This window comes from Streptococcus milleri (genome assembly GCF_900636525.1).
In the GTDB taxonomy this organism is placed as follows: Bacteria; Bacillota; Bacilli; order Lactobacillales; family Streptococcaceae; genus Streptococcus; species Streptococcus hominis.
The window spans coordinates 1250918-1270912 of the sequence record NZ_LR134288.1 but is presented as its reverse complement, the minus strand read 5'-3'; the positions used below and the strand labels follow the sequence as shown (position 1 = coordinate 1270912).

Here is a 19995-nt window from a genome sequence, read left to right as displayed (position 1 = left end):
TCGTTTAAAAACTGATAAAACCTATTTCTTGTTTTATCAGTTTTTTAAAGCGAACACTAAAATATTAAACTAAAAAGAAATAGGGAAACTGTATGAAAATAGGATTAAGATTGTCGCTTGTTTTTGCTACTAGTCTTTGTTTGCTTGGAGGAGTCATTCCTATTAAAGCTAATGAAAATACTAAAATACGTGTTGATAAAGTAGAAAATTTATCATCTGATTTCATCATGGGGACGGATATTTCAACAGTAATTGCTCAAGAACAAAGTGGTGTAAAGTACAAAGATGAAAATGGGAATGTCAAAGATATCTTTGATATTTTGAAAGAAAATGGTGTGAATTACATTCGCGTCAGAGTATGGAATAGTCCTTATGATCATAACGGACATGGTTATGGCGCTGGAAATAGCGATATAGAAAAGGCGATTGAGATTGGAAAACGAGCTACAGCACATGGTATGCGGCTACTAGTGGACTTTCATTATTCAGATTTTTGGGCTGATCCAGGACGTCAAGTTCCACCAAAAGATTGGACAAATATGAATGTGTCTGAAAAATCAGAGGCTTTATATCAATACACCAAAGCTAGTCTTGAAAAAATAAAAGCAGCTGGTGTAAATGTAGGAATGGTTCAAGTTGGTAATGAAACAACGAGTAGTGGGATAGCAGGTGAAGCAGGAGAGGAACGCTATCAGTTGTTTGCAGCAGGCGCCAAAGCAGTGCGAGAAGTGGATGCAACTATATTGATAGCTTTTCATTTTACCAACCCAGATAAAACGGAAACGATACTGAATTACGCAAAAGGTTTATCAGATCACCATATTGATTATGATGTGTTTGCTACTAGTTATTATAGTTTTTGGCATGGTAATTTAGATAATCTGACTTCAGTTTTAAAGACAGTGACCGAAAAGTATGGGAAAAAGACACTTGTAGCAGAGACTTCTTATGCCTATACATTAGAAGATGGAGATGGTCAACAAAATGTTATCCGAACACAAAATCAAATGCTGGTAGGTGGCTATCCTGCCTCTATTCAAGGGCAATCGCATGCCTTACGAGATGTCATTGATGCAGCCAATAAAGCAAGTGCATTAGGCATCTTTTATTGGGAACCAGCTTGGACACCGGTTAGTTCCAAAGGAAAAGAAGTAAATACACCTATTTGGGAAAAATACGGTTCGGGATGGGCTTCTAGTGCCGCCATTGGGTATGATCCAAATGTTAATCAGGAAAATTACGGTGGCTCTGAATGGGATAATCAAGCATTGTTTGATTTTACAGGAAAAGCTTTGCCATCACTTGCGACATTTAAATATGTTTATACTGGGTTGAATACAAATCTAGAATATGATAAGAATGAAGAAACAGAGCTGCAAGAGAGTTTGTTATCCAATTCTAGTTTTGAGGAAGAAGATCTTTCAGATTATACTTTTAACGATTTTATCAAGCGTAGACAAGACACGCCTAAAACAGGCAAGTATGCCATGAATTTCTACAATGGCGCAAACGATTACACAACTGGCATTGAAAGAAAGATAACACTTCCAGCAGGAACTTATCAATTTTCTGCTCAAATTCAAGGTGGTGATACGAATGGCTCTGAAGATATTTATGCTTTTGCTCGTGCTGAGGCAGTAAATGTTCAAAGTGAAAAAGCCAAACTAGCTGGTTGGTCAAATTGGCAGACAGCTAAATTGAGCTTTACATTAACAAAAGAGACAGAAGTGACACTGGGAGTATTTGTTAAAGCAAATAAAGGTTCATGGGGAACAATTGACGATTTGCTTTTAACCAGAGAAGGAGTAGATAAGACAAAGTTGGGAACCGCTCTTTCTTCGGCAAAAGAAAAATTAGCGGAAACTATGCATTATACAAAGGATTCACTTGCGAACTTAAAAGAACAAGTAGAAGAAGCACAAGCTATTTTACAAAAAGATGATGCGACACAAGAAGAGATTGATGCAGAATGTGAAGCATTACAGACTGCTATTCAAGCCCTTGTACCACTAGAAAATCAATCTTCATCTAATGTTCAGCATGAAGATACCAAAAAAACAAAGGAAAATTCTAATAACAAAGGACAAAAAGGAGAAAACTCCCATGCTGGGTTGACAGATTCTGATTCGTCTAATAAAAATGGAAAGTCTTCTCAAACGAATAGGAACAAGGAAACTTTGCCTACTACAAGTGACAAAAAATTAGCTAAAACCAAAGAATTATTACCAAGTACAGGGACTAGCATGTCATATTTAGCTGGTATCGGTGTTGTTTTTCTGAGTGTCTTTGTTGCTGTCATTTCTAAGAAAAATAACCAATAAATCATTGAAAAAAGTAGAAAGACCTCCCGCTTTCTACTTTTTCTTATCTGCAATATATTCTAATTTTTGTTGTCGTGTTTTTCTTTTAAAGAGGGCTTCGGCTGACATGGCAGAAGGTTTGTCGGGAAATTCTTCTTGATACAAAAGAGTAACGGGTAATCGTGTACGCGTGTATTTGGCGCCTTTTCCAGTATTATGCGTATAAAGTCGTTTTTTGACATCGGTCGTGTACCCTGTGTAGAGAGAGCCATCGGCGCATTCCAGAACGTACATGTAGGCTTTAGTTTCCATAGTAAATCTCATGAATTTCTGGAGTGTAGCTGCCATCTTCATTATGAATGAAAAGCGGTGGCAGGATTTTTAACCCGTCACGGGAACCATCTTTGATAGCTTCAATGAGGAGCATATTGGCTTTTCGATTTGCTTTTGGGTAAACAAACTGAATACGTTTTGGAGCTAGATTATGCGCTATCATGGTGTCAATAATATCAAGGAATCGTTCAGGACGATGCACCATTGCTAAACGTCCGTTGGACTTTAAAACTCGTTGGGAGATTCGACAGATTTCTTCCAGATTGGTCGCAATTTCATGCCGCGCAAGCAGATAGTGTCGGCTTGCGTTGAGATTAGAATGTTCATCTACTTTAAAATAGGGTGGATTGCATAAAATCATGTCCACTTTGCTCCCATTTATATAGTGGGTGAGATATTTCAAATCATCCTGAATGACCTGCATTTGGTGGGTTAGACCATTTAGCTCAATAGAGCGCTCTGCCATATCTGCCAGTCTCTCTTGAATTTCAACCGCTATGATTTGAGCCTTGGTTCGGGTGCTTGCAAAAAGTCCAACAGCACCATTTCCAGCACAAAGGTCCACGATAAGACCGCGCTTAGGTAAGTTTGGGAAACGGGAGAGGAGTACACTATCTACTGAGTAGCTAAAGACCTCTCGATTTTGAATAATTTTGACGTCAGTAGAAAAGAGCTGATTGACTCGCTCACCGTCTTTTAAAAGAATTTTTGCCATATACCCTCATTATATCATGATGTAGAGGAAAAGAAGTAACAAAAATAAGCAGTAAGACAAAAATGTACGGTTTTTCTTACTGCCTGTAGGTATTATTCTTAAGATTTATAAACTTTGCTCCCGTTTGTTCTGTATGTGTGTCACGACAATAAAAGTAATTGTAAAGAGAATCATTAGAATAATGTAGATAGGGAAGCTATTGCTGGTTAGAGTAGCGATTTCAATGTATTTTTGTAGAAGAATAGCTGTTCCAAAGAAGCCTACGAGGGACCAGAGGATCAGCAGAATCCGCCAGAGATTAAGTGGCAGGCAGGCACGAACAACAGATAGAAAGCCGATAGAGCCTAATAAATAATAAAGTAAAGTTGAGATTTCCACCTGTGACCAGCCATGCAGTCCACCAAAAATATTGACAAATAAAACGCTAAAGACGACCATTAAACCACTTGGTAGAGCCTTAAAAATAGCTTTTTTAAGAAAGTCGGGTTCAACTGGCTTGATATTGCGCTCAAAGGTGAGGACAAAAGGTGGTAAACCTTCAACAAATTGGTCAATTAAGGTGATTTGAATGGGGATAAATGGAAAGACTAAGAGCCATTCTGCTCGTCCCAACAGAATACTAGAAATACAAATGATGGTTAAAATGAACGAATAGGTTGTTTTAATGAGGAAAATCGGTGCAATGCGGGCGATGTTATTAACAACGCGGCGTCCTTCAAAGAGAATTTCAGGGACATCATTAAAATCAGAATTAAGCAAGACGAGATTGGCAACTTGTCGGGTTGCGGGATCTCCTTCAGCCATAGCAATGGAGCAGTCTGCTTCACGCAAGGCCAGAATATCATTGACCCCGTCACCGGTCATAGCTGTGGTGTGCCCTGCTTTTTTCAGGGTTTGAATGATAAGTTTCTTTTGATGAGGAGAAACACGACCAAAGATAGCAGTCGTTTCTGCCAGCTCAATCAACTCTTGATCCGTTACTTTTGAGCAATCAACATAACTTTGGTAGTTTGCAAATCCTGCCTTTGCAGCAATGTTTGATACAGTAATTGGATTGTCACCTGAGATGATTTTTAAGCCAACTTCTTGTGAGCGTAAGTATTCCAAAGTATCAGCTGCTCCGTCACGAATCGGATCTGTGATTTCTAAAATGGCAATGGGTTGAATGCTACTTGGTAAGTGAATGTATTTATGGTCAATGCGTTCAGGACTAATGGCTAAAGCGAGTACGCGCGAACCACGCTGTTGGGCTGCTTGGGCAACCTCAATCTCTTTGTTAAAGAGCATTTCAGGCGCACCGAGAAAGACTGTACCCAAGTCCGACATTTCCATAGCACCCCATTTGCGGTCACTAGAAAAGGGAATAGCATTGCTCGTTTGGTAATTAGAAGGGTTTGTAAATCGTTTGCGGATTGCTTGGGCGGTCGGATTATTATCGTCACTTGCAGCAATATAAGCACTAAGAATTTCAGAGATTACTTGTTCTGAAAAATCTTCTGTGAGCGGGATGACTGTTTCAACATGCATTTTTCCTTGTGTAATGGTACCTGTTTTATCAAGGCAGAGCATATCAACACGAGCCAGCGTTTCGACGGAGTACATTTCCTGTACGAGGACTTTTCGCAAGCCCAGCTTGATGACCGCTGTTAAAAGCGAGGTAATTGTTAAAAGTGCAATTCCTTTTGGCAACATTCCCAGAAGAGCAGTCGAAGTATTGACAACCGAATCTTTGACAGGTAAGTATTTTACCAAAAGGGCTTCTAGAAAGAGTGCAATTCCAAAAGGAATAATGATTTTCCCTGTGAAACCTGCAATCTTGTCCATGGATTTCATGATGCGAGAATTGATTGGTTTAACGGTTTTAGCCTCTAGCATGAGCTTAGAGGCGTAATTGTCAGCTCCAACATGAGTAATTTCAGCTATTACATGACCACTGACAAGAAAACTTCCTGAGAGCAGTTGATCCCCAATCTCCTTTTGGACGAGGTCGCTTTCTCCTGTCAGCATAGCTTCGTTTACTTCTGCAAAACCGTCTAAAACAGTTGCATCGCTTGGAATTTGCTCACCTGCGTTCAAACGAATCATATCACCTAGAACCAATTCTTCTGGATTAATAGATGTGGTTTGCCCATTACGGATAACACTAATCTTTTCTTTATTTAAGAGATTGAGCTTATCAACCATGTGCTTGGCGCGTAACTCTGTGACAATACCAGAGAAAGCATTGAAGCAGATAACGGCAAAGAAGACCAGATTGCTCCAGGCTTGTACAATAACGAGTGCTACGGCAATGGCAAAGTTTAACGCATTAAATAGCGTAAAAACATTACGCTTGATGATTTGCCAGGTGCTGGTACTTGTATTGGCTGTAAAATCATTGGTGAGTCCTTGTGAATTTTTTTCTTGGACTTGCTGGTGGGTTAATCCCGTAAATTCTTTCATGTTCATGAGGTTAATCATACCATTTTTTTAGTAAAATTTCTAATAGAATCCATTCAGCTGTAACAGTTTTAAAGCAAAAAAAGTTTGCGAGTAGGCATTGGATAAGGTATAATGAAAAGGATAAGAAGGGAGAGCCTATGTTTTATAGATATTTAAGAAGATTGGTGATGTTGATTTTATGGGCTTTAAATGGTAATGCTCACTACCACCATTTGGAGAACATTCCAGATCAAGAGGAAAATTATATTTTAGTGGCTCCACACCGTACTTGGTGGGATCCTGTTTACATGGCTTTTGCGACAAGACCCAAGCAATTTATCTTTATGGCAAAGAAAGAACTGTTCACAAATCGCGTTTTCGGCTGGTGGATTCGCATGTGTGGCGCATTTCCAATTGACCGTGAAAATCCAGGAGCATCTGCTATTAAATACCCCGTCAAGATGTTGAAATCAAGCAATCGGTCTTTGATTATGTTTCCAAGTGGAAGCCGACATTCGACAGATGTGAAAGGTGGCGTTGCACTGATTGCTAAAATGGCAAAGGTGCGCATTCTTCCAGTTGTTTATGTAGGACCGATGAGTCTGAAAGGTTTAGCAAAAGGCGAACGTGTAGACATGGATTTTGGACAACCTATTGATATTTCAGATATCAAAAAGATGAATGACGAGGGTGTGGAAGAAGTCGCCCGTCGTATTCAGACAGAATTTGATCGCTTAGATGCCGAAGTAGCTGCACTTCAAGTGAAAAAAAATCCAAATATATTATTGCTACTCCCCCGTTTGATCGCTCTGCTACTGTCAATTGTTGTTGGCTTACTAACATTTGCTTTCAGTTTCATCGCAAGTTTCGTTTGGGATCCTGATAAACATAGGAAATAAAAATCTTGTAAAAGAAGCATGTCGCACCTTTTCTAGAAGGAGCATCTATGAAAATAGCAGTTTTGCTGTATCCAGCATGTTCATTGCAGGAAATCACAACTTTGACATCAACGCTTTGTCTTTCTTTTGGACAATCTTTGGATTATCTTGCTTCAGAAAAGAAAGTATATACGAGTGAAGAAGGATTGCAAGTTATTCCAGATTTTACTTTTGCAGAAGTACAAAATGTAAAGTATGATTGTATCATATTGCCAGGCACACTAGAGCCATTTGTTAGCCTTTATGATTTCAGACTAATCTCTTTTTTGAAGAGGGTAGACACAAAGCGGACGATAGTAGCGGCTATTTCCTCATCTCCTATGTTTTTAGGAAAAGCTGGTTTGTTGAGAAGCCGGTATTACACAGGTGGTCTGTATATGGAGTTGGTAGAGTATTTTTCTTTTTTGGAAAAAGAAAATTTTCTCCATCAGCCTGTTGTAAAAGATAAGAATGTTATTACAGCCATTGGGTTTACTTATGTAGAATTTTCTCAGACCGTTTTGGATGCTTTAGGATTAGAAGTGCCGAGCGATTTCTTTTTGAGAAAAAATTCCTACACTCCCGAAGAGTTAACGTATCATTTAGAGACAGCTGATTATCAAGAAATACTGCAAGAAATTTTACGATATGAACAAAAATTCCAGAAATGATTTTCTGGTTTTTTTACTATGAATTTTGAGATAAAAAGAACCTAAACACACAAAACATACATGAAAGCGCTTGCTAAAATAGACTTAAAATAGTATACTAAATTTAAGGTATACGGTTTAAAAAGGTGATAAGAGTGATGCTCACTCTTAAAAGTTGATGTATTCAACATGCAATCATAAAAGGAGAAATATATGAAAAAATTGATTTTTCGCTTAACAATTCTGTTATCTGCTCTTATGCTCTTTCCTTTTCAAGCAGTAGAAGCCTGTACAGGTTTCATTGTCGGGAAGAACTTGACGGCAGACGGCTCTACTTTGTATGGTCGTACAGAGGATTTGGAGCCTAATCATAACAAAATCTTTAAAGTTCATCCAGCCAAGGACAACCAAGCGGGAGAAAAGCTGATTGATGAAGCCAATGGCTTTGAATGGCAATTACCCGCACATAGCTATAAATATACTTCTGTTTCGGATGTTACACCAAAAGAAGGTATTTTTGACGAAGTTGGTTTTAATGAGCATGGAGTTTCCATTTCTGCTACAGTATCAGCTAAGGCGAATAAAGCTATCCAGAAAGTTGATCCTTATGTGGAAAAAGGTTTAGCAGAATCCATTATGACAACGGTTGTCTTGCCACATGTCAAAACAGCTCGTGAAGGTGTGGAGCTCATCGCAGAAATTGTCAGAAAGCAAGGAGCTGCTGAAGGGAACATTGTGACAATTGCAGATAAGACAGGTGTCTGGTACATGGAAATCTTGTCTGGTCATCAATATGTTGCCATTAAATATCCAGATGATAAATACAGTATTTTCCCTAATACCTTCTTCTTAGGAAGTGTTGATTTTAATGACAAGGAAAATGTCATTGCTTCAGAAAATGTGGAAAAAGTAGCGCGTGATGCTAATTCTTATAAGGAAATCGATGGTAAATTCCATATTTCCCAATCTTACAATCCGCCAATGGCAGAAGCTGATCGTTCACGGGCTTGGGCTGGTATTAAGGCTTTGAACCCAGACGCACCAGTCAATTATGATGATAAATATTTTGATTTGTTGCAATCTAGCAATAAAAAAATCAGCGTTGCAGATGTGATGCGGATGCAGCGGAACCGTTTTGAAGGAACGCCATTTAAGCCCCTTGATCAAATGGAATTAGACGGTAAAGGCATTCCTCAACGTGGAAAAGTAGATCCAGTCTATAAATATCCGCTTGGCAACCCAAACGTAATGGAAGCACACATTTTCCAATTGAAAGATAATATCCCTGCTAGCATGGGTGGTGGCACAATGTGGCTTTCTGTTGGTAGTCCTCGATTTGCACCATACTTGCCATACTATGGAAATATCAACAATACTTATGCTGCTTATCAAGTTGATACAACGAAATATGACAAAGATTCTTGGTACTGGGTTGCGTCACACATTTACGATATGGCAGCCAAGCATCAAAAATTATTTGGCAATAGCATTCAAGAAAAATGGAAAGCTTTGGAAGCACGATTGATTGAAGAACAAGCCAAATTAGATGAACAATACGCAGCTGCAGGTGGAGCTTCGTCAGAAGAAGTGACTGCGTCTAGTATGGCGCGTGCAGAGGAAGTCTTTAAAGAAATGAAAGCTCTAGAAGCTGAAATGGAAGAAAAGATTAAAAATGAGCAAACGCCACCAAGCTCTAGCTCAGAACCATCTTCAAGTACAAGTGAGTCATCTTCAACCACATCTTCCACTTCGTCTACATCTCAATCTCAATCTTCGTCAAGTACAAATGAAACGTCTACATCTAGTTCATCGGATACTGAAAAACCTAACCCAAGCGAAACTTCTGATACCTTAGTGGATACAGCCACGGGTGTTCGCTTGCAAAATGCAGATTTGGTGAAAGCTAATCTCAAATTAGCAGTTAAAAAGACGATTGAAGAAAACGCAGACAGCTATGACATTACCTTGACCAATCCAAAAGGCGAAACAGTATCACAAGTCAGTTCAACAGTAGTGACAGTGCCAGTGAAGCAAGGTGCTACGGTGGAATCTGTTTATGCTATGAAAGACGGCAAGCAAGCAGAAAAATTTGATTTTGTTCTCAACAAAGATCAAACGATTAGCTTTAAAACAACACACTTCTCTACTTACAAAGTAAATTACAAAGTTGTCAAAGAAGCACCAAAACAAAATAAACGTGGCTTCCTTCCGTCAACTGGTGAAAAAGTAACCTTCCTTGGTTTAGTAGGAATTGTCATTTTAGGAGTTGTCATCTTTATCTTAGCAAAACGTTCAAAAAAGAATGATGACTAGTTGAAGCAAGAAAATCAGCATCAGTTTGAAGAATTCCCTCAAAGTTAGGCACAAACTAATTTTGGGGGATTTTTATATGAATTGGATAAATTCCTACATTAAATTGACAATGATAATGTTATTTTTTTGACAATAATAGTTGTCAAAATGACGTAGATGAATTACAATAGAGATGAAAGGAGAGGAGCATATGAAGCTGGAAAATCGATTAAAAGAATTTCGAGCGCGAGATAGGTTGAATCAAACAGAGTTGGCTAAAAAAGCAGGAGTTTCTCGACAAACCGTCAGTTTGATTGAGCGGGGAGAGTATGCTCCGTCTGTCATCATTGCCTTAAAGATTGCACATATTTTTGGTGAAAACGTAGAAAATATATTTTATCTAAAGGAGAATAGCGATGACAAAATAGATGAAAATTAATAGTTTACTAGTAGTGAGTGTTTTGCTAGGAATTTTTGTAGCAAGTAGTTGGCTCGGAAATTTCCATTTTCCAATCTTTTTAAATAGCATACTTTGGGGTTGGATTATTCGTGTGCTCAATCTGCTTTTATTCTGTATGACGATTTATTTACTACAGTCTAGTCGAACAATTCAAAAGCAGTCAACAAATGGAGATGAATTAAATGAACAACTTTATCAGAAGATATTCAAAAATCTGGAATATGGTACTATTTTATTAGACGTTGTGACAATCTTGACGATTTTTGATATACTAACATCATTTAATGTATTCATTACTAAAAATAGTGTTTTGATTACAGGCAGTTTATTTCCTTATGTAGCACTTGCTTTTATCCTATATGGACAATATTGTCTCCAAAATACAATTGAGCAGGTTCGCCATTTTAAATTGCCAATCGTTACATTTCCCGAAGATGTTTTAGCCTTGATGAAGATCTATGATGAAGCAGAAAGAGAAGCACATTATGAGCAGAGCTTTAAGATTCTTTTTCAATTGAATCAATTCATTTTGCCAGCGCTTTACATCCTCCTGTTCACTATTTCGCTTCTGTTACGTGAAGTTCAATACCTTCCTATTGCAATCGTGGTCTTTATCCACCTTTACATCAATGTAGTAAATATTTCTATGATAAAGAAATACTTTAAATAAGGCTAGTCAAAAAGTATCTCTGCCTCTATCCCATTTAGTGATAAGTGAATGACATGGTAGGTGATTGAGAGTGGGACAGAAATCAGTAGTTTCGTAGAAACTTGATTTCATCGTCCCACCTCCGCACGGTTGAGTAGGACTGTAAAAGTTGATTTATCAACGTATTAGAGTCCACTCAACCACTGCGTTTTAATAAACAAAGGAAGCCGAGCACTTTTGTCTCAGCTTCAACCTTGCGGGAGTGGGACTACGAACTTAAATTTTTCAAGATAAGTTCTGTCCCAATCTTATGAAACATAACTAGTTATACGAGGAGAATTTTAATGAAAAAAATAGCCCATATTGGACTTGGAATTGTAAAATTATTGGGACTAATTGTGTTAGTCATGGCTATCAATGGCATTCCTATGTTGTTTCTAGCTAGAGGGCAAGATTTGCCCGTGTATATAGAAATTTTACTGGTGTTAGCCTACCTTGTGCTCATGTTTTTTGCTATCCGCACTTTATGGAGGAGATACCAGACACATGTCTCAGAGGATATCAAAGTCCTGTCATTTTCTTGGGGAGATTTTGGGAACGCATTGTTGTTCTTTTTAGCAGCAAGAGTAGTAGCGGTTTTAGGAACTTATCTAAACATCTTTTTAACAGGGCAAAGTACGACCAGTAACGATAGTGCTTTACAAAGTCTAGGAAAAATTATGTCTGTTAATCATATCTTTTTTGCTCTGTTATATGTAGTAACTGTTGCAATAATAGCTCCGGTGATTGAAGAATTAGTATTCCGTGGTTTCGCGACAATCTTTTTCTTTGAGAAAGATCAAAAAATATCAGCAGCCATCATAACATCTATCATTTTTGCACTTCCTCATATTTCAAAATGGACAGAGTTTCCACTTTATTTTGCCATGGGATTAGTGCTTTATGCTGCCTTTGCACGTCGAGGAAATCTGAAAGATTCAATAGCTGTGCATATTTTAAACAACACACCAGCAGCTCTCGTTATGCTGTTTGCGATGTTTCGATAGCGATGTAAAAATAGTACAATCATTTACAATAATATAATAAAAACACGAACGATTTTAGTTTCAGCTACTTGCTGGTCTTGCTTCATTCGTGTTTTTGTGTTATTAGATGTTATTTTTGTTAATTGATATTTTATAACCCGTAATTGTAATCATCATCTTGCATGGCTTCAACTTCACCAAGAAGATAACCGTTTCCGACTTGAGAAAAGAAGTCGTGGTTAGAAGTTCCGGTTGAAATACCATTCATGACAATCGGATTGACGTCATCAGCCGTGTCAGGGAAAAGTGGGTCTTGACCAAGATTCATGAGAGCTTTATTAGCATTATAACGAAGGAAAGTTTTGACTTCTTCTGTCCAGCCGACACCGTCATATAAGGTTTCTGTGTAGCCTTCCTCATTTTCATAGAGGGTGTAGAGCAGGTCGTACATCCACTCTTGGAATGTTTCTTGCTCTTCTTCTGGTAATTCGTTAAAGCCTAATTGGAATTTATAGCCAATATACGTTCCGTGGACAGATTCATCGCGGATAATCAATTTGATGATTTCAGCTACATTGGCTAATTTGTTATTTCCAAGATAGTAGAGCGGAGTAAAGAAACCAGAGTAGAAGAGGAAGGTTTCTAAAAAGACACTAGCAACCTTCTTTTCAAGAGCATTTCCATTAAGGTAAATCTCGTTGATAATTTCTGCTTTCTTTTGCAAATAAGGATTTGTATTGGTCCATTCAAAAATTTCGTCAATTTCTGATTTCGTGTTAAGGGTTGAGAAAATAGATGAATACGACTTAGCGTGAACAGACTCCATGAATTGGATGTTATTCAACACAGCCTCTTCATGAGGTGTGCGAATATCTCCTCGGATAGCTTCGACACCTGATTGGGATTGCATCGTATCCAATAATGTTAATCCGCCGAAGACCTTACCAACAAGGTCTTTTTCTTCAGGTGATAATTTTCTCCAGTCGTCCAAATCGTTGGAGAGGGGGATTCGTGTATCGAGCCAGAACTGCTCGGTCAGTTTTTCCCAAGTAGATTTGTCAATGACATCTTCAATGGCATTCCAGTTTATGGCTTTATAATAGGTTTTCATGTTGATTACTTTCTTTTATTCCAGTTGATTCTTATTGTTTACAGATAGTTTAAATTTGTTCTGAAAGGCTTTTAGAAATTTTAAATCTCGTTAAATCACGCAGCTCTCGCACTGGTTGGCTCCGACTTCACCGCCGTCATCTGTAAAGGTACGGACATAATAGATTGATTTGATGCCCTTGTTAAAGGCATAGTTGCGCAGGATAGACAGGTCGCGCGTGGTTTGTTTGCTTTCAGTTTTCCATTCGTAGAGTCCTTGTGGAATGTCGCTGCGCATAAAGAGGGTCAGAGATAATCCTTGATCTACGTGCTCAGTAGCTGCTGCATAAACGTCAATGACTTTACGCATATCCATATCATAAGCGCTGGTGTAGTAAGGAATCGTCTCAGTTGATAGACCAGCTGCTGGATAGTAGATTTTTCCGATTTTCTTTTCTTGTCGTTCTTCGATGCGTTGCGTAATAGGGTGGATAGAAGCAGAGACATCATTGATATAGCTGATAGAGCCATTCGGTGCAACAGCTAAGCGATTCTGGTGATAAAGGCCGTCCGTCATGACCTTATCTCTCAAGTCTGCCCAGTCTTTAGCAGAAGGGATAAAGATATTTTCAAAGAGTTTTTTAACTCGGTCAGATTTAGGTACAAATTCACCAGTTACATATTTGTCGAAGTATGAACCATTTGCATAATCAGACTTTTCAAAGTTATGGAAAACCACCCCGCGCTCGCGGGCAATATTATTGGACTCAACAAGTGTCCAATAATTCATGAGCATAAAGTAAATGCTGGTAAACTCAACAGATTCAGCTGATCCGTATTCAATCAATTGTTGAGCCAGATAACTGTGCAAGCCCATGGCACCTAGCCCAAAAGTGTGAGCTAAGCTATTGCCATGATCAATAGTCGGAACAGCTTTGATGTGAGAACTGTCTGTAACAAATGTCAGCGCCCGCGTCATGGTACGGATAGACTTACCAAAATCTGGCGAAGTCATCATATTAACCACATTGGTAGAGCCGAGATTGCAAGAAACATCTGTTCCTAAACGAACGAATTCTTGAGCGTCATTCAAGAGGCTTGGTTCTTGGACTTGCAGGATTTCGGAGCAAAGATTGCTCATGATAATCTTGCCGTCTACTGGATTCGCACGATTAGCAGTATCGATATTAACTACATAAGGATAGCCAGATTCCTGCTGCAACTTGGAAATTTCAGTTTCTAAATCACGAGCTTTAATCTTCGTTTTACTAATCTTAGGATTGGCAACCAATTCGTCATATTTTTCGGTAATGTCAATGTAGGCAAATGGAATGCCATACTCCCGTTCGATAGAATACGGACTGAAAAGGTACATTTCTTCATTCTTGCGAGCTAATTCATAAAATTTATCTGGAATGACAACACCTAAAGAAAGGGTTTTTACTCGTACTTTTTCATCGGCATTCTCTTTCTTAGTTGAAAGAAAAGCGATAATATCTGGGTGAAAAACGTTGAGATAAACAACACCGGCTCCCTGACGTTGACCTAATTGATTAGAGTACGAAAAACTGTCTTCGAAGAGCTTCATAACTGGTACCACACCAGAAGCAGCTCCTTCATAACCTTTGATAGGGGCACCCGCTTCCCGCAGGTTACTGAGGGAAATCCCAACGCCACCGCCAATCCGAGATAATTGCAGAGCTGAATTGATAGAACGACCGATTGAATTCATATCATCAGTGACTTGAATCAAGAAACAAGAAACTAATTCACCACGCCTAGCACGTCCGGCATTCAAGAAACTTGGAGTTGCTGGTTGATACCGTTGATGAATGATTTCATTGGCAATATCTTTGGCAATTGCTTCATCACCGTCGGCAAAATAGAGCGCATTGAAAAGAACGCGGTCTTCCATGCTTTCAAGGTAATATTCACCATCATTTGTTTTGAGAGCATATTGATTATAGAATTTATAAGCTGCCATGAAAGATTTAAAATGAAAATCTTGTTCATGAATGAAGCTGGCTAGCTCTTCGATGTATTCAGGTGAATAAAGCTGGATGAATTCTTTTTCTAAATAGTTTTCTTGAATTAAATAGTGAATTTTTTCTGTGATAGAAGAGAATTTTTTCGTATTTGGTTCAACATTTTCTTTAAAGAATGCTTCCAAGGCTTCCTTATCTTTGTGAAGCATAATCTGTCCGTTGATTGGACGGTTGATTTCATTATTGAGACGGAAATACGTCACATCTTCTAATTGTTTGAGTCCCATAGTGTTCCTTTTCTAAATACTAGATTTGCTATTGGCAAAAGAAAGAGGGGTGGGCAAGAACTAAAAATTGAAAATTTTAGTTCGTAGTCTCACCCCACAAAGTTACTCAACAGTTTTGAAAAGTGTTGAGGTGGTGAACGAAGAAAACAAAGTTTTCATCAAAGGTACTCTTCCGAGTATAAAAAGTGAACGGAGAAGGTCTTGTCTAGTTATCGCAGTTTTAACCATTTCTCCCATTAGGTACATGTCATAAATTATGATAATTTTTTTAATTTACCAGGTTGAAAACCGGAAAATGCTTCCGTTGGAGTTTGAACGACTGGAGCAGCATTAAAGCCTAAGCTTTTCACATGATCGATGTATTCAGTCTGTTCGTCCAAATTGATTTCACGATATTCCACATGGTTAGTGTCTAAGAAGCGTTTTGTCATTTTGCACTGCACGCAATTGTTTTTTGAGTAAATAGTTACCATAATGAACTCCTAATTTCTTTAAATTCAGTATGGAATTAGTATATCCAAAGCAGGGAATTTTGTCAACTATTATGTTCTAAATATTGTGTTTTGTTTTGGGGTTTTAAATACCATGATACTAGATATAGTGTTTTCTTGAAAAAGGAAAAAGACAGAATGAAGTCCTATTTTTGGCATCATTAGATTAAGTTTTCCTTGGCGAATAGTGGATTGAAAATGTATCAATCAATTGGATAGTGAAAATCTCGTTTTAATGAAATTTCAGTAATTCTCATAAAAAAGACTTGCTGAATACACATAAAATTCTTGAAAAAATTTTACAAAGATGTTATAATCTAGAATTGTAAGGGTTATCACATGAGACCCCAAAAAGATTACATTAAAGGAGAGTCAAACTATGGCTTCTAAAGATTTCCACATTGTGGCAGAAACAGGTATTCACGCACGTCCAGCAACTTTGTTAGTTCAAACTGCTAGCAAATTTGCTTCAGATATTACTCTTGAATACAAAGGTAAATCAGTAAACCTTAAATCAATCATGGGTGTTATGAGCCTTGGTGTTGGTCAAGGGGCTGATGTAACAATTACTGCAGAAGGTGCAGACGCTGATGATGCAATTGTAGCAATCGCAGAAACAATGACAAAAGAAGGATTGGCTTAACATGACAGAAATGCTAAAAGGAATTGCAGCATCTGACGGTGTTGCTGTTGCTAAGGCATATCTACTCGTTCAACCGGATTTATCATTTGAGACTGCTTCAGTCGAAGATACAAATGCAGAAGAGGCTCGTTTGGATGTAGCTCTTGAAGCTTCACAGAACGAGCTTTCTGTTATCCGTGAGAAAGCAGTAGAAAGCCTTGGAGAAGAAGCAGCTCAAGTATTTGATGCTCATTTAATGGTACTTTCTGACCCAGAAATGATTGGTCAGATTAAAGAAACAATTCGTGCAAAAAAAGTGAATGCTGAAGCAGGTCTGAAAGAAGTAACAGATATGTTCATCACTCTCTTTGAAAATATGGAAGATAATCCATACATGCAAGAACGTGCGGCAGATATTCGCGACGTGACCAAACGTGTGTTGGCTCACTTGCTTGGTGTACGCTTGCCAAACCCTGCTATGATTAATGAAGAAGTAGTTGTGATTGCCCATGACTTGACTCCTTCTGATACCGCTCAATTAGATAAAAACTTTGTTAAAGCTTTTGTAACCAACATTGGTGGACGTACAAGTCACTCAGCTATTATGGCTCGTACTCTTGAAATTGCTGCGGTTCTTGGAACAAATAACATTACCGAATTAGTAAAAGACGGTGATACAGTTGCCGTGAATGGAATTACTGGTGAGGTTATTATCAATCCAACAGAAGAACAAGTTGCAACCTTTAAAGCAGCGGGTGAAGCCTATGCAAAGCAAAAAGCTGAATGGGATTTGCTGAAAGATGCTGAAACAGTAACAGCTGACGGAAAACATTTTGAACTGGCTGCAAATATCGGTACACCTAAAGATGTCGAAGGTGTGAATGCAAATGGCGCAGAAGCTGTCGGGCTTTACCGTACTGAGTTTCTTTATATGGATTCGCAAGATTTCCCAACAGAAGATGAGCAGTATGAAGCTTATAAGGCTGTCTTGGAAGGAATGAATGGCAAACCAGTTGTTGTCCGTACAATGGACATCGGTGGAGACAAAGAACTTCCTTACTTTGATTTGCCAAAAGAAATGAATCCGTTCCTTGGATTCCGTGCTCTTCGTATTTCTATTTCTGAAACAGGAAATGCAATGTTCCGCACACAATTACGTGCACTTTTGCGTGCATCTGTGCATGGACAATTGCGTATCATGTTCCCAATGGTTGCTTTGTTGACTGAATTCCGTGCTGCAAAAGGCATTTTGGAAGAAGAAAAAGCTAAATTGCTTGCAGAGGGTGTGGCAGTTGCGGACAATATTCAAGTTGGTATCATGATTGAAATTCCAGCGGCAGCAATGCTTGCTGACCAATTTGCAAAAGAAGTTGACTTCTTCTCAATTGGTACCAATGACTTGATTCAATACACAATGGCTGCTGACCGTATGAATGAACAAGTTTCTTACTTGTACCAACCATACAACCCTTCTATCCTTCGCTTAGTGGATCGAGTGGTCAAAGCTGCTCACGCTGAAGGTAAGTGGGCTGGTATGTGTGGTGAAATGGCAGGCGATCAAACTGCTGTTCCGCTTCTAGTTGGTATCGGTCTGGATGAGTTCTCAATGAGTGCAACATCTGTTCTTCGTACACGTAGCTTGATGAAGAAATTGGATACGAAGAAGATGCAAGAACTCGCTCAACGTGCTCTTACAGAATGTGCAACGATGGAAGAAGTTCTTGAACTTGAAAAAGAATATCTTGATTTTGAATAATATCGAAACGAAGACCATTGTCAATTAAGACAATTGGAATCTCAGTTATTGAAAGAGGGCGTTGTTGTCCTCTTTCTTTATATTGCAAATCATTTAGGCTTTCTGTGTTCCTTTTTACTTCCTTTTGCTCATTTTTGCTATAATGATAATTATGAATAACTTGATTAAATCAAAATTAGAATTGCTGCCAACCAGTCCAGGTTGCTATATTCACAAAGATAAAAATGGTACCATTATTTACGTAGGTAAGGCTAAGAATTTGCGCAATCGGGTGCGCTCTTATTTTCGTGGGAGCCATGATACTAAGACCGAAGCGCTGGTATCTGAGATTGAGGATTTTGAGTTTATTGTCACGGAGTCTAACATTGAAGCTTTGCTGCTTGAAATCAATCTCATCAAGGAAAATCAGCCTAAGTACAATATCATGCTCAAGGATGATAAGTCCTACCCTTTTATCAAAATTACCAATGAGACATATCCGCGTCTAATTATTACGCGTCAGGTCAAAAAGGATGGGGGGCTCTACTTTGGTCCTTATCCTGATGTAGGTGCTGCCAATGAAATTAAGCGCCTGCTGGATCGAATTTTCCCTTTTCGCAAATGCACTAATCCGCCTGAGAAGGTTTGTTTCTACTACCACATCGGGCAGTGCCGAGCTCACACTATCTGCCATAATGAACCACATTTTTTTCAAGATATGGCTCAAGAAGTATCAGACTTTCTCAAAGGGCATGATGATAAGATTATTGATGAGCTGAAAAGGAAAATGACTAGTGCGGCTGAGAAAATGGAGTTTGAAAAAGCGGCTGAGTACCGCGACTTGCTTCAAAGCATTGCGACGCTTCGCACTAAACAACGAGTCATGGCGAAGGATTTGCAGAATCGGGATGTCTTTGGTTATTATGTAGACAAAGGCTGGATATGTGTGCAGGTGTTCTTTGTCCGTCAAGGAAAACTCATTGAGCGAGACGTGAATATGTTTCCTTACTACAATGATCCCGATGAGGATTTTCTGACCTATATTGGTCAATTTTATCAGGAAAAATCTCATCTGATTCCCAATGAAATTTTGATTCCGTCTGATATTGATGATGTAGCTGTTCAGGCTGTGGTAGATACGAAGATTCTCAAACCTCAGCGAGGAGAGAAGAAACAGTTGGTTAATTTGGCTATTAAAAATGCGCAAGTTAGTTTGCAGCAGAAGTTTGATTTGTTGGAGAAATCTGTTGAAAAAACGCAAGGAGCTATTGAAAATCTAGGTCAGTTGCTCAATATTCCCACCCCAGTTCGGATTGAGTCCTTTGATAATTCCAATATTATGGGAACCAGTCCTGTTTCAGCTATGGTGGTCTTTATCAATGGGAAACCCAGCAAAAAGGATTATCGCAAGTATAAGATTAAGACAGTTGTCGGTCCAGATGACTATGCTAGTATGCGAGAAGTGATTAAGCGCCGCTATAGCCGAGTCATGCGAGATGGTTTAATACCGCCTGATCTTATTGTCATTGATGGTGGTCAGGGTCAAGTCAACATTGCTAAAGACGTCATTCAAAATCAATTAGGGTTAGATATTCCTATCGCTGGTTTGCAAAAGAACGACAAGCATCAGACTCATGAATTGCTCTTTGGCGATCCTTTGAAAGTGGTCGAATTATCTCGCAATTCACAGGAATTTTTCCTTTTGCAACGCATCCAAGATGAAGTCCACCGCTTTGCCATTACCTTCCATCGCCAGCTCCGGTCTAAGAATTCCTTCTCATCACAACTAGATGGCATTGAAGGACTGGGGCCCAAACGCAAGCAAAATTTGATGCGACATTTTAAATCTTTGACCAACATCAAGAAAGCCAGCGTGGATGAAATTGTCGAAGTGGGTGTACCGCGAAAAGTGGCAGAGGCCGTGCAGGAGAAATTGAGCAAATCTACAGATAAAAAGATAACCAACTCCTAGATTTTAGGGAAGCAAGTTCATCAGACTATTTCTCGTGAAAAACCTCTGCAAG

At 38.8% G+C, this 19995-nt stretch carries 16 protein-coding genes; 10 read left to right on the top strand and 6 right to left on the bottom strand.

From position 1 onward, the window contains the following. The first annotated feature begins 92 nt into the window (after positions 1–92). Positions 93–2321 (top strand): glycosyl hydrolase 53 family protein, encoded by a 2229-nt coding sequence (locus EL087_RS06160; protein ID WP_126407508.1) that lies wholly within the window; start codon positions 93–95, stop codon positions 2319–2321. A gap of 33 nt (positions 2322–2354) precedes the next feature. Here the strand turns inward: EL087_RS06160 and EL087_RS06155 are convergent, their stop codons facing one another. The 3 genes from EL087_RS06155 to EL087_RS06145 form a co-directional block, all read right to left on the bottom strand. Next, a complete protein-coding gene (locus EL087_RS06155; protein WP_003030037.1) occupies positions 2355–2612 on the bottom strand; it encodes a GIY-YIG nuclease family protein in 258 nt (85 codons plus the stop codon). Further along, complete coding sequence (locus EL087_RS06150) at positions 2602–3348, bottom strand: tRNA1(Val) (adenine(37)-N6)-methyltransferase (protein ID WP_126407506.1); 747 nt, start codon at positions 3346–3348, stop codon at positions 2602–2604. The genes EL087_RS06155 and EL087_RS06150 overlap by 11 nt, the downstream gene beginning before the upstream one ends. Positions 3349–3453: 105 nt before the next feature. Continuing rightward, positions 3454–5808: a cation-translocating P-type ATPase gene (locus EL087_RS06145; protein ID WP_126407504.1), complete on the bottom strand. Its 2355-nt coding sequence runs from the start codon at positions 5806–5808 to the stop codon at positions 3454–3456. A 119-nt stretch (positions 5809–5927) separates the two neighbouring features. Between EL087_RS06145 and EL087_RS06140 the strand changes: the two genes are divergently transcribed. The 6 genes from EL087_RS06140 to EL087_RS06115 all read left to right on the top strand — a co-directional run bounded on the left by EL087_RS06140 (position 5928) and on the right by EL087_RS06115 (position 11783). Continuing rightward, on the top strand, positions 5928–6668 hold the full coding sequence (locus EL087_RS06140) for a lysophospholipid acyltransferase family protein (protein ID WP_126407502.1): 741 nt from the start codon (positions 5928–5930) through the stop codon (positions 6666–6668). Between the two features lie 47 nt (positions 6669–6715). Then, positions 6716–7357, top strand: coding sequence for a DJ-1/PfpI family protein (locus EL087_RS06135; protein WP_126407500.1), 642 nt, complete (start codon positions 6716–6718; stop codon positions 7355–7357). 192 nt (positions 7358–7549) lie between these two features. Continuing rightward, entirely contained in the window at positions 7550–9649 is a 2100-nt protein-coding gene (locus tag EL087_RS06130) for a C69 family dipeptidase (RefSeq protein WP_126407498.1), read from the top strand. A 190-nt stretch (positions 9650–9839) separates the two neighbouring features. Beyond that, on the top strand, positions 9840–10067 hold the full coding sequence (locus EL087_RS06125; RefSeq protein WP_126407496.1) for a helix-turn-helix transcriptional regulator: 228 nt from the start codon (positions 9840–9842) through the stop codon (positions 10065–10067). Further along, positions 10057–10758, top strand: a complete 702-nt coding sequence (locus tag EL087_RS06120; protein ID WP_126407494.1) for a DUF3169 family protein — start codon at positions 10057–10059, stop codon at positions 10756–10758. Before EL087_RS06125 ends, EL087_RS06120 begins: the two co-directional genes overlap by 11 nt. 323 nt (positions 10759–11081) lie before the next feature. Continuing rightward, the gene (locus EL087_RS06115; protein WP_126407492.1) at positions 11082–11783 is read left to right on the top strand and encodes a CPBP family intramembrane glutamic endopeptidase; all 702 of its coding nucleotides are present in this window, start codon (positions 11082–11084) and stop codon (positions 11781–11783) included. A 130-nt stretch (positions 11784–11913) separates the two neighbouring features. Here the strand turns inward: EL087_RS06115 and nrdF are convergent, their stop codons facing one another. The 3 genes from nrdF to nrdH all read right to left on the bottom strand — a co-directional run bounded on the left by nrdF (position 11914) and on the right by nrdH (position 15596). Continuing rightward, the gene (nrdF, locus tag EL087_RS06110) at positions 11914–12873 is read right to left on the bottom strand and encodes a class 1b ribonucleoside-diphosphate reductase subunit beta (protein WP_126407490.1); all 960 of its coding nucleotides are present in this window, start codon (positions 12871–12873) and stop codon (positions 11914–11916) included. Positions 12874–12963: 90 nt separating this feature from the next. Further along, positions 12964–15123 carry a class 1b ribonucleoside-diphosphate reductase subunit alpha gene (gene nrdE, locus EL087_RS06105; protein WP_126407487.1) on the bottom strand — a complete coding sequence of 720 codons (2160 nt, stop codon included), beginning with the start codon at positions 15121–15123 and terminating at the stop codon, positions 12964–12966. A 254-nt stretch (positions 15124–15377) separates the two neighbouring features. Further along, a complete protein-coding gene (nrdH, locus tag EL087_RS06100) occupies positions 15378–15596 on the bottom strand; it encodes a glutaredoxin-like protein NrdH (protein WP_126407485.1) in 219 nt (72 codons plus the stop codon). A 397-nt stretch (positions 15597–15993) separates the two neighbouring features. On the opposite strand from nrdH, the gene EL087_RS06095 reads away from it, so the two are divergent. From EL087_RS06095 to uvrC, 3 genes are all read left to right on the top strand, one after another. Beyond that, a complete protein-coding gene (locus EL087_RS06095; protein WP_003023815.1) occupies positions 15994–16257 on the top strand; it encodes a phosphocarrier protein HPr in 264 nt (87 codons plus the stop codon). Position 16258: 1 nt separating this feature from the next. After that, complete coding sequence (gene ptsP, locus EL087_RS06090) at positions 16259–17992, top strand: phosphoenolpyruvate--protein phosphotransferase (RefSeq protein WP_003036105.1); 1734 nt, start codon at positions 16259–16261, stop codon at positions 17990–17992. 151 nt (positions 17993–18143) lie between these two features. After that, a complete protein-coding gene (uvrC, locus tag EL087_RS06085; RefSeq protein WP_126407483.1) occupies positions 18144–19943 on the top strand; it encodes an excinuclease ABC subunit UvrC in 1800 nt (599 codons plus the stop codon). The last annotated feature ends 52 nt before the right edge of the window (positions 19944–19995 follow it).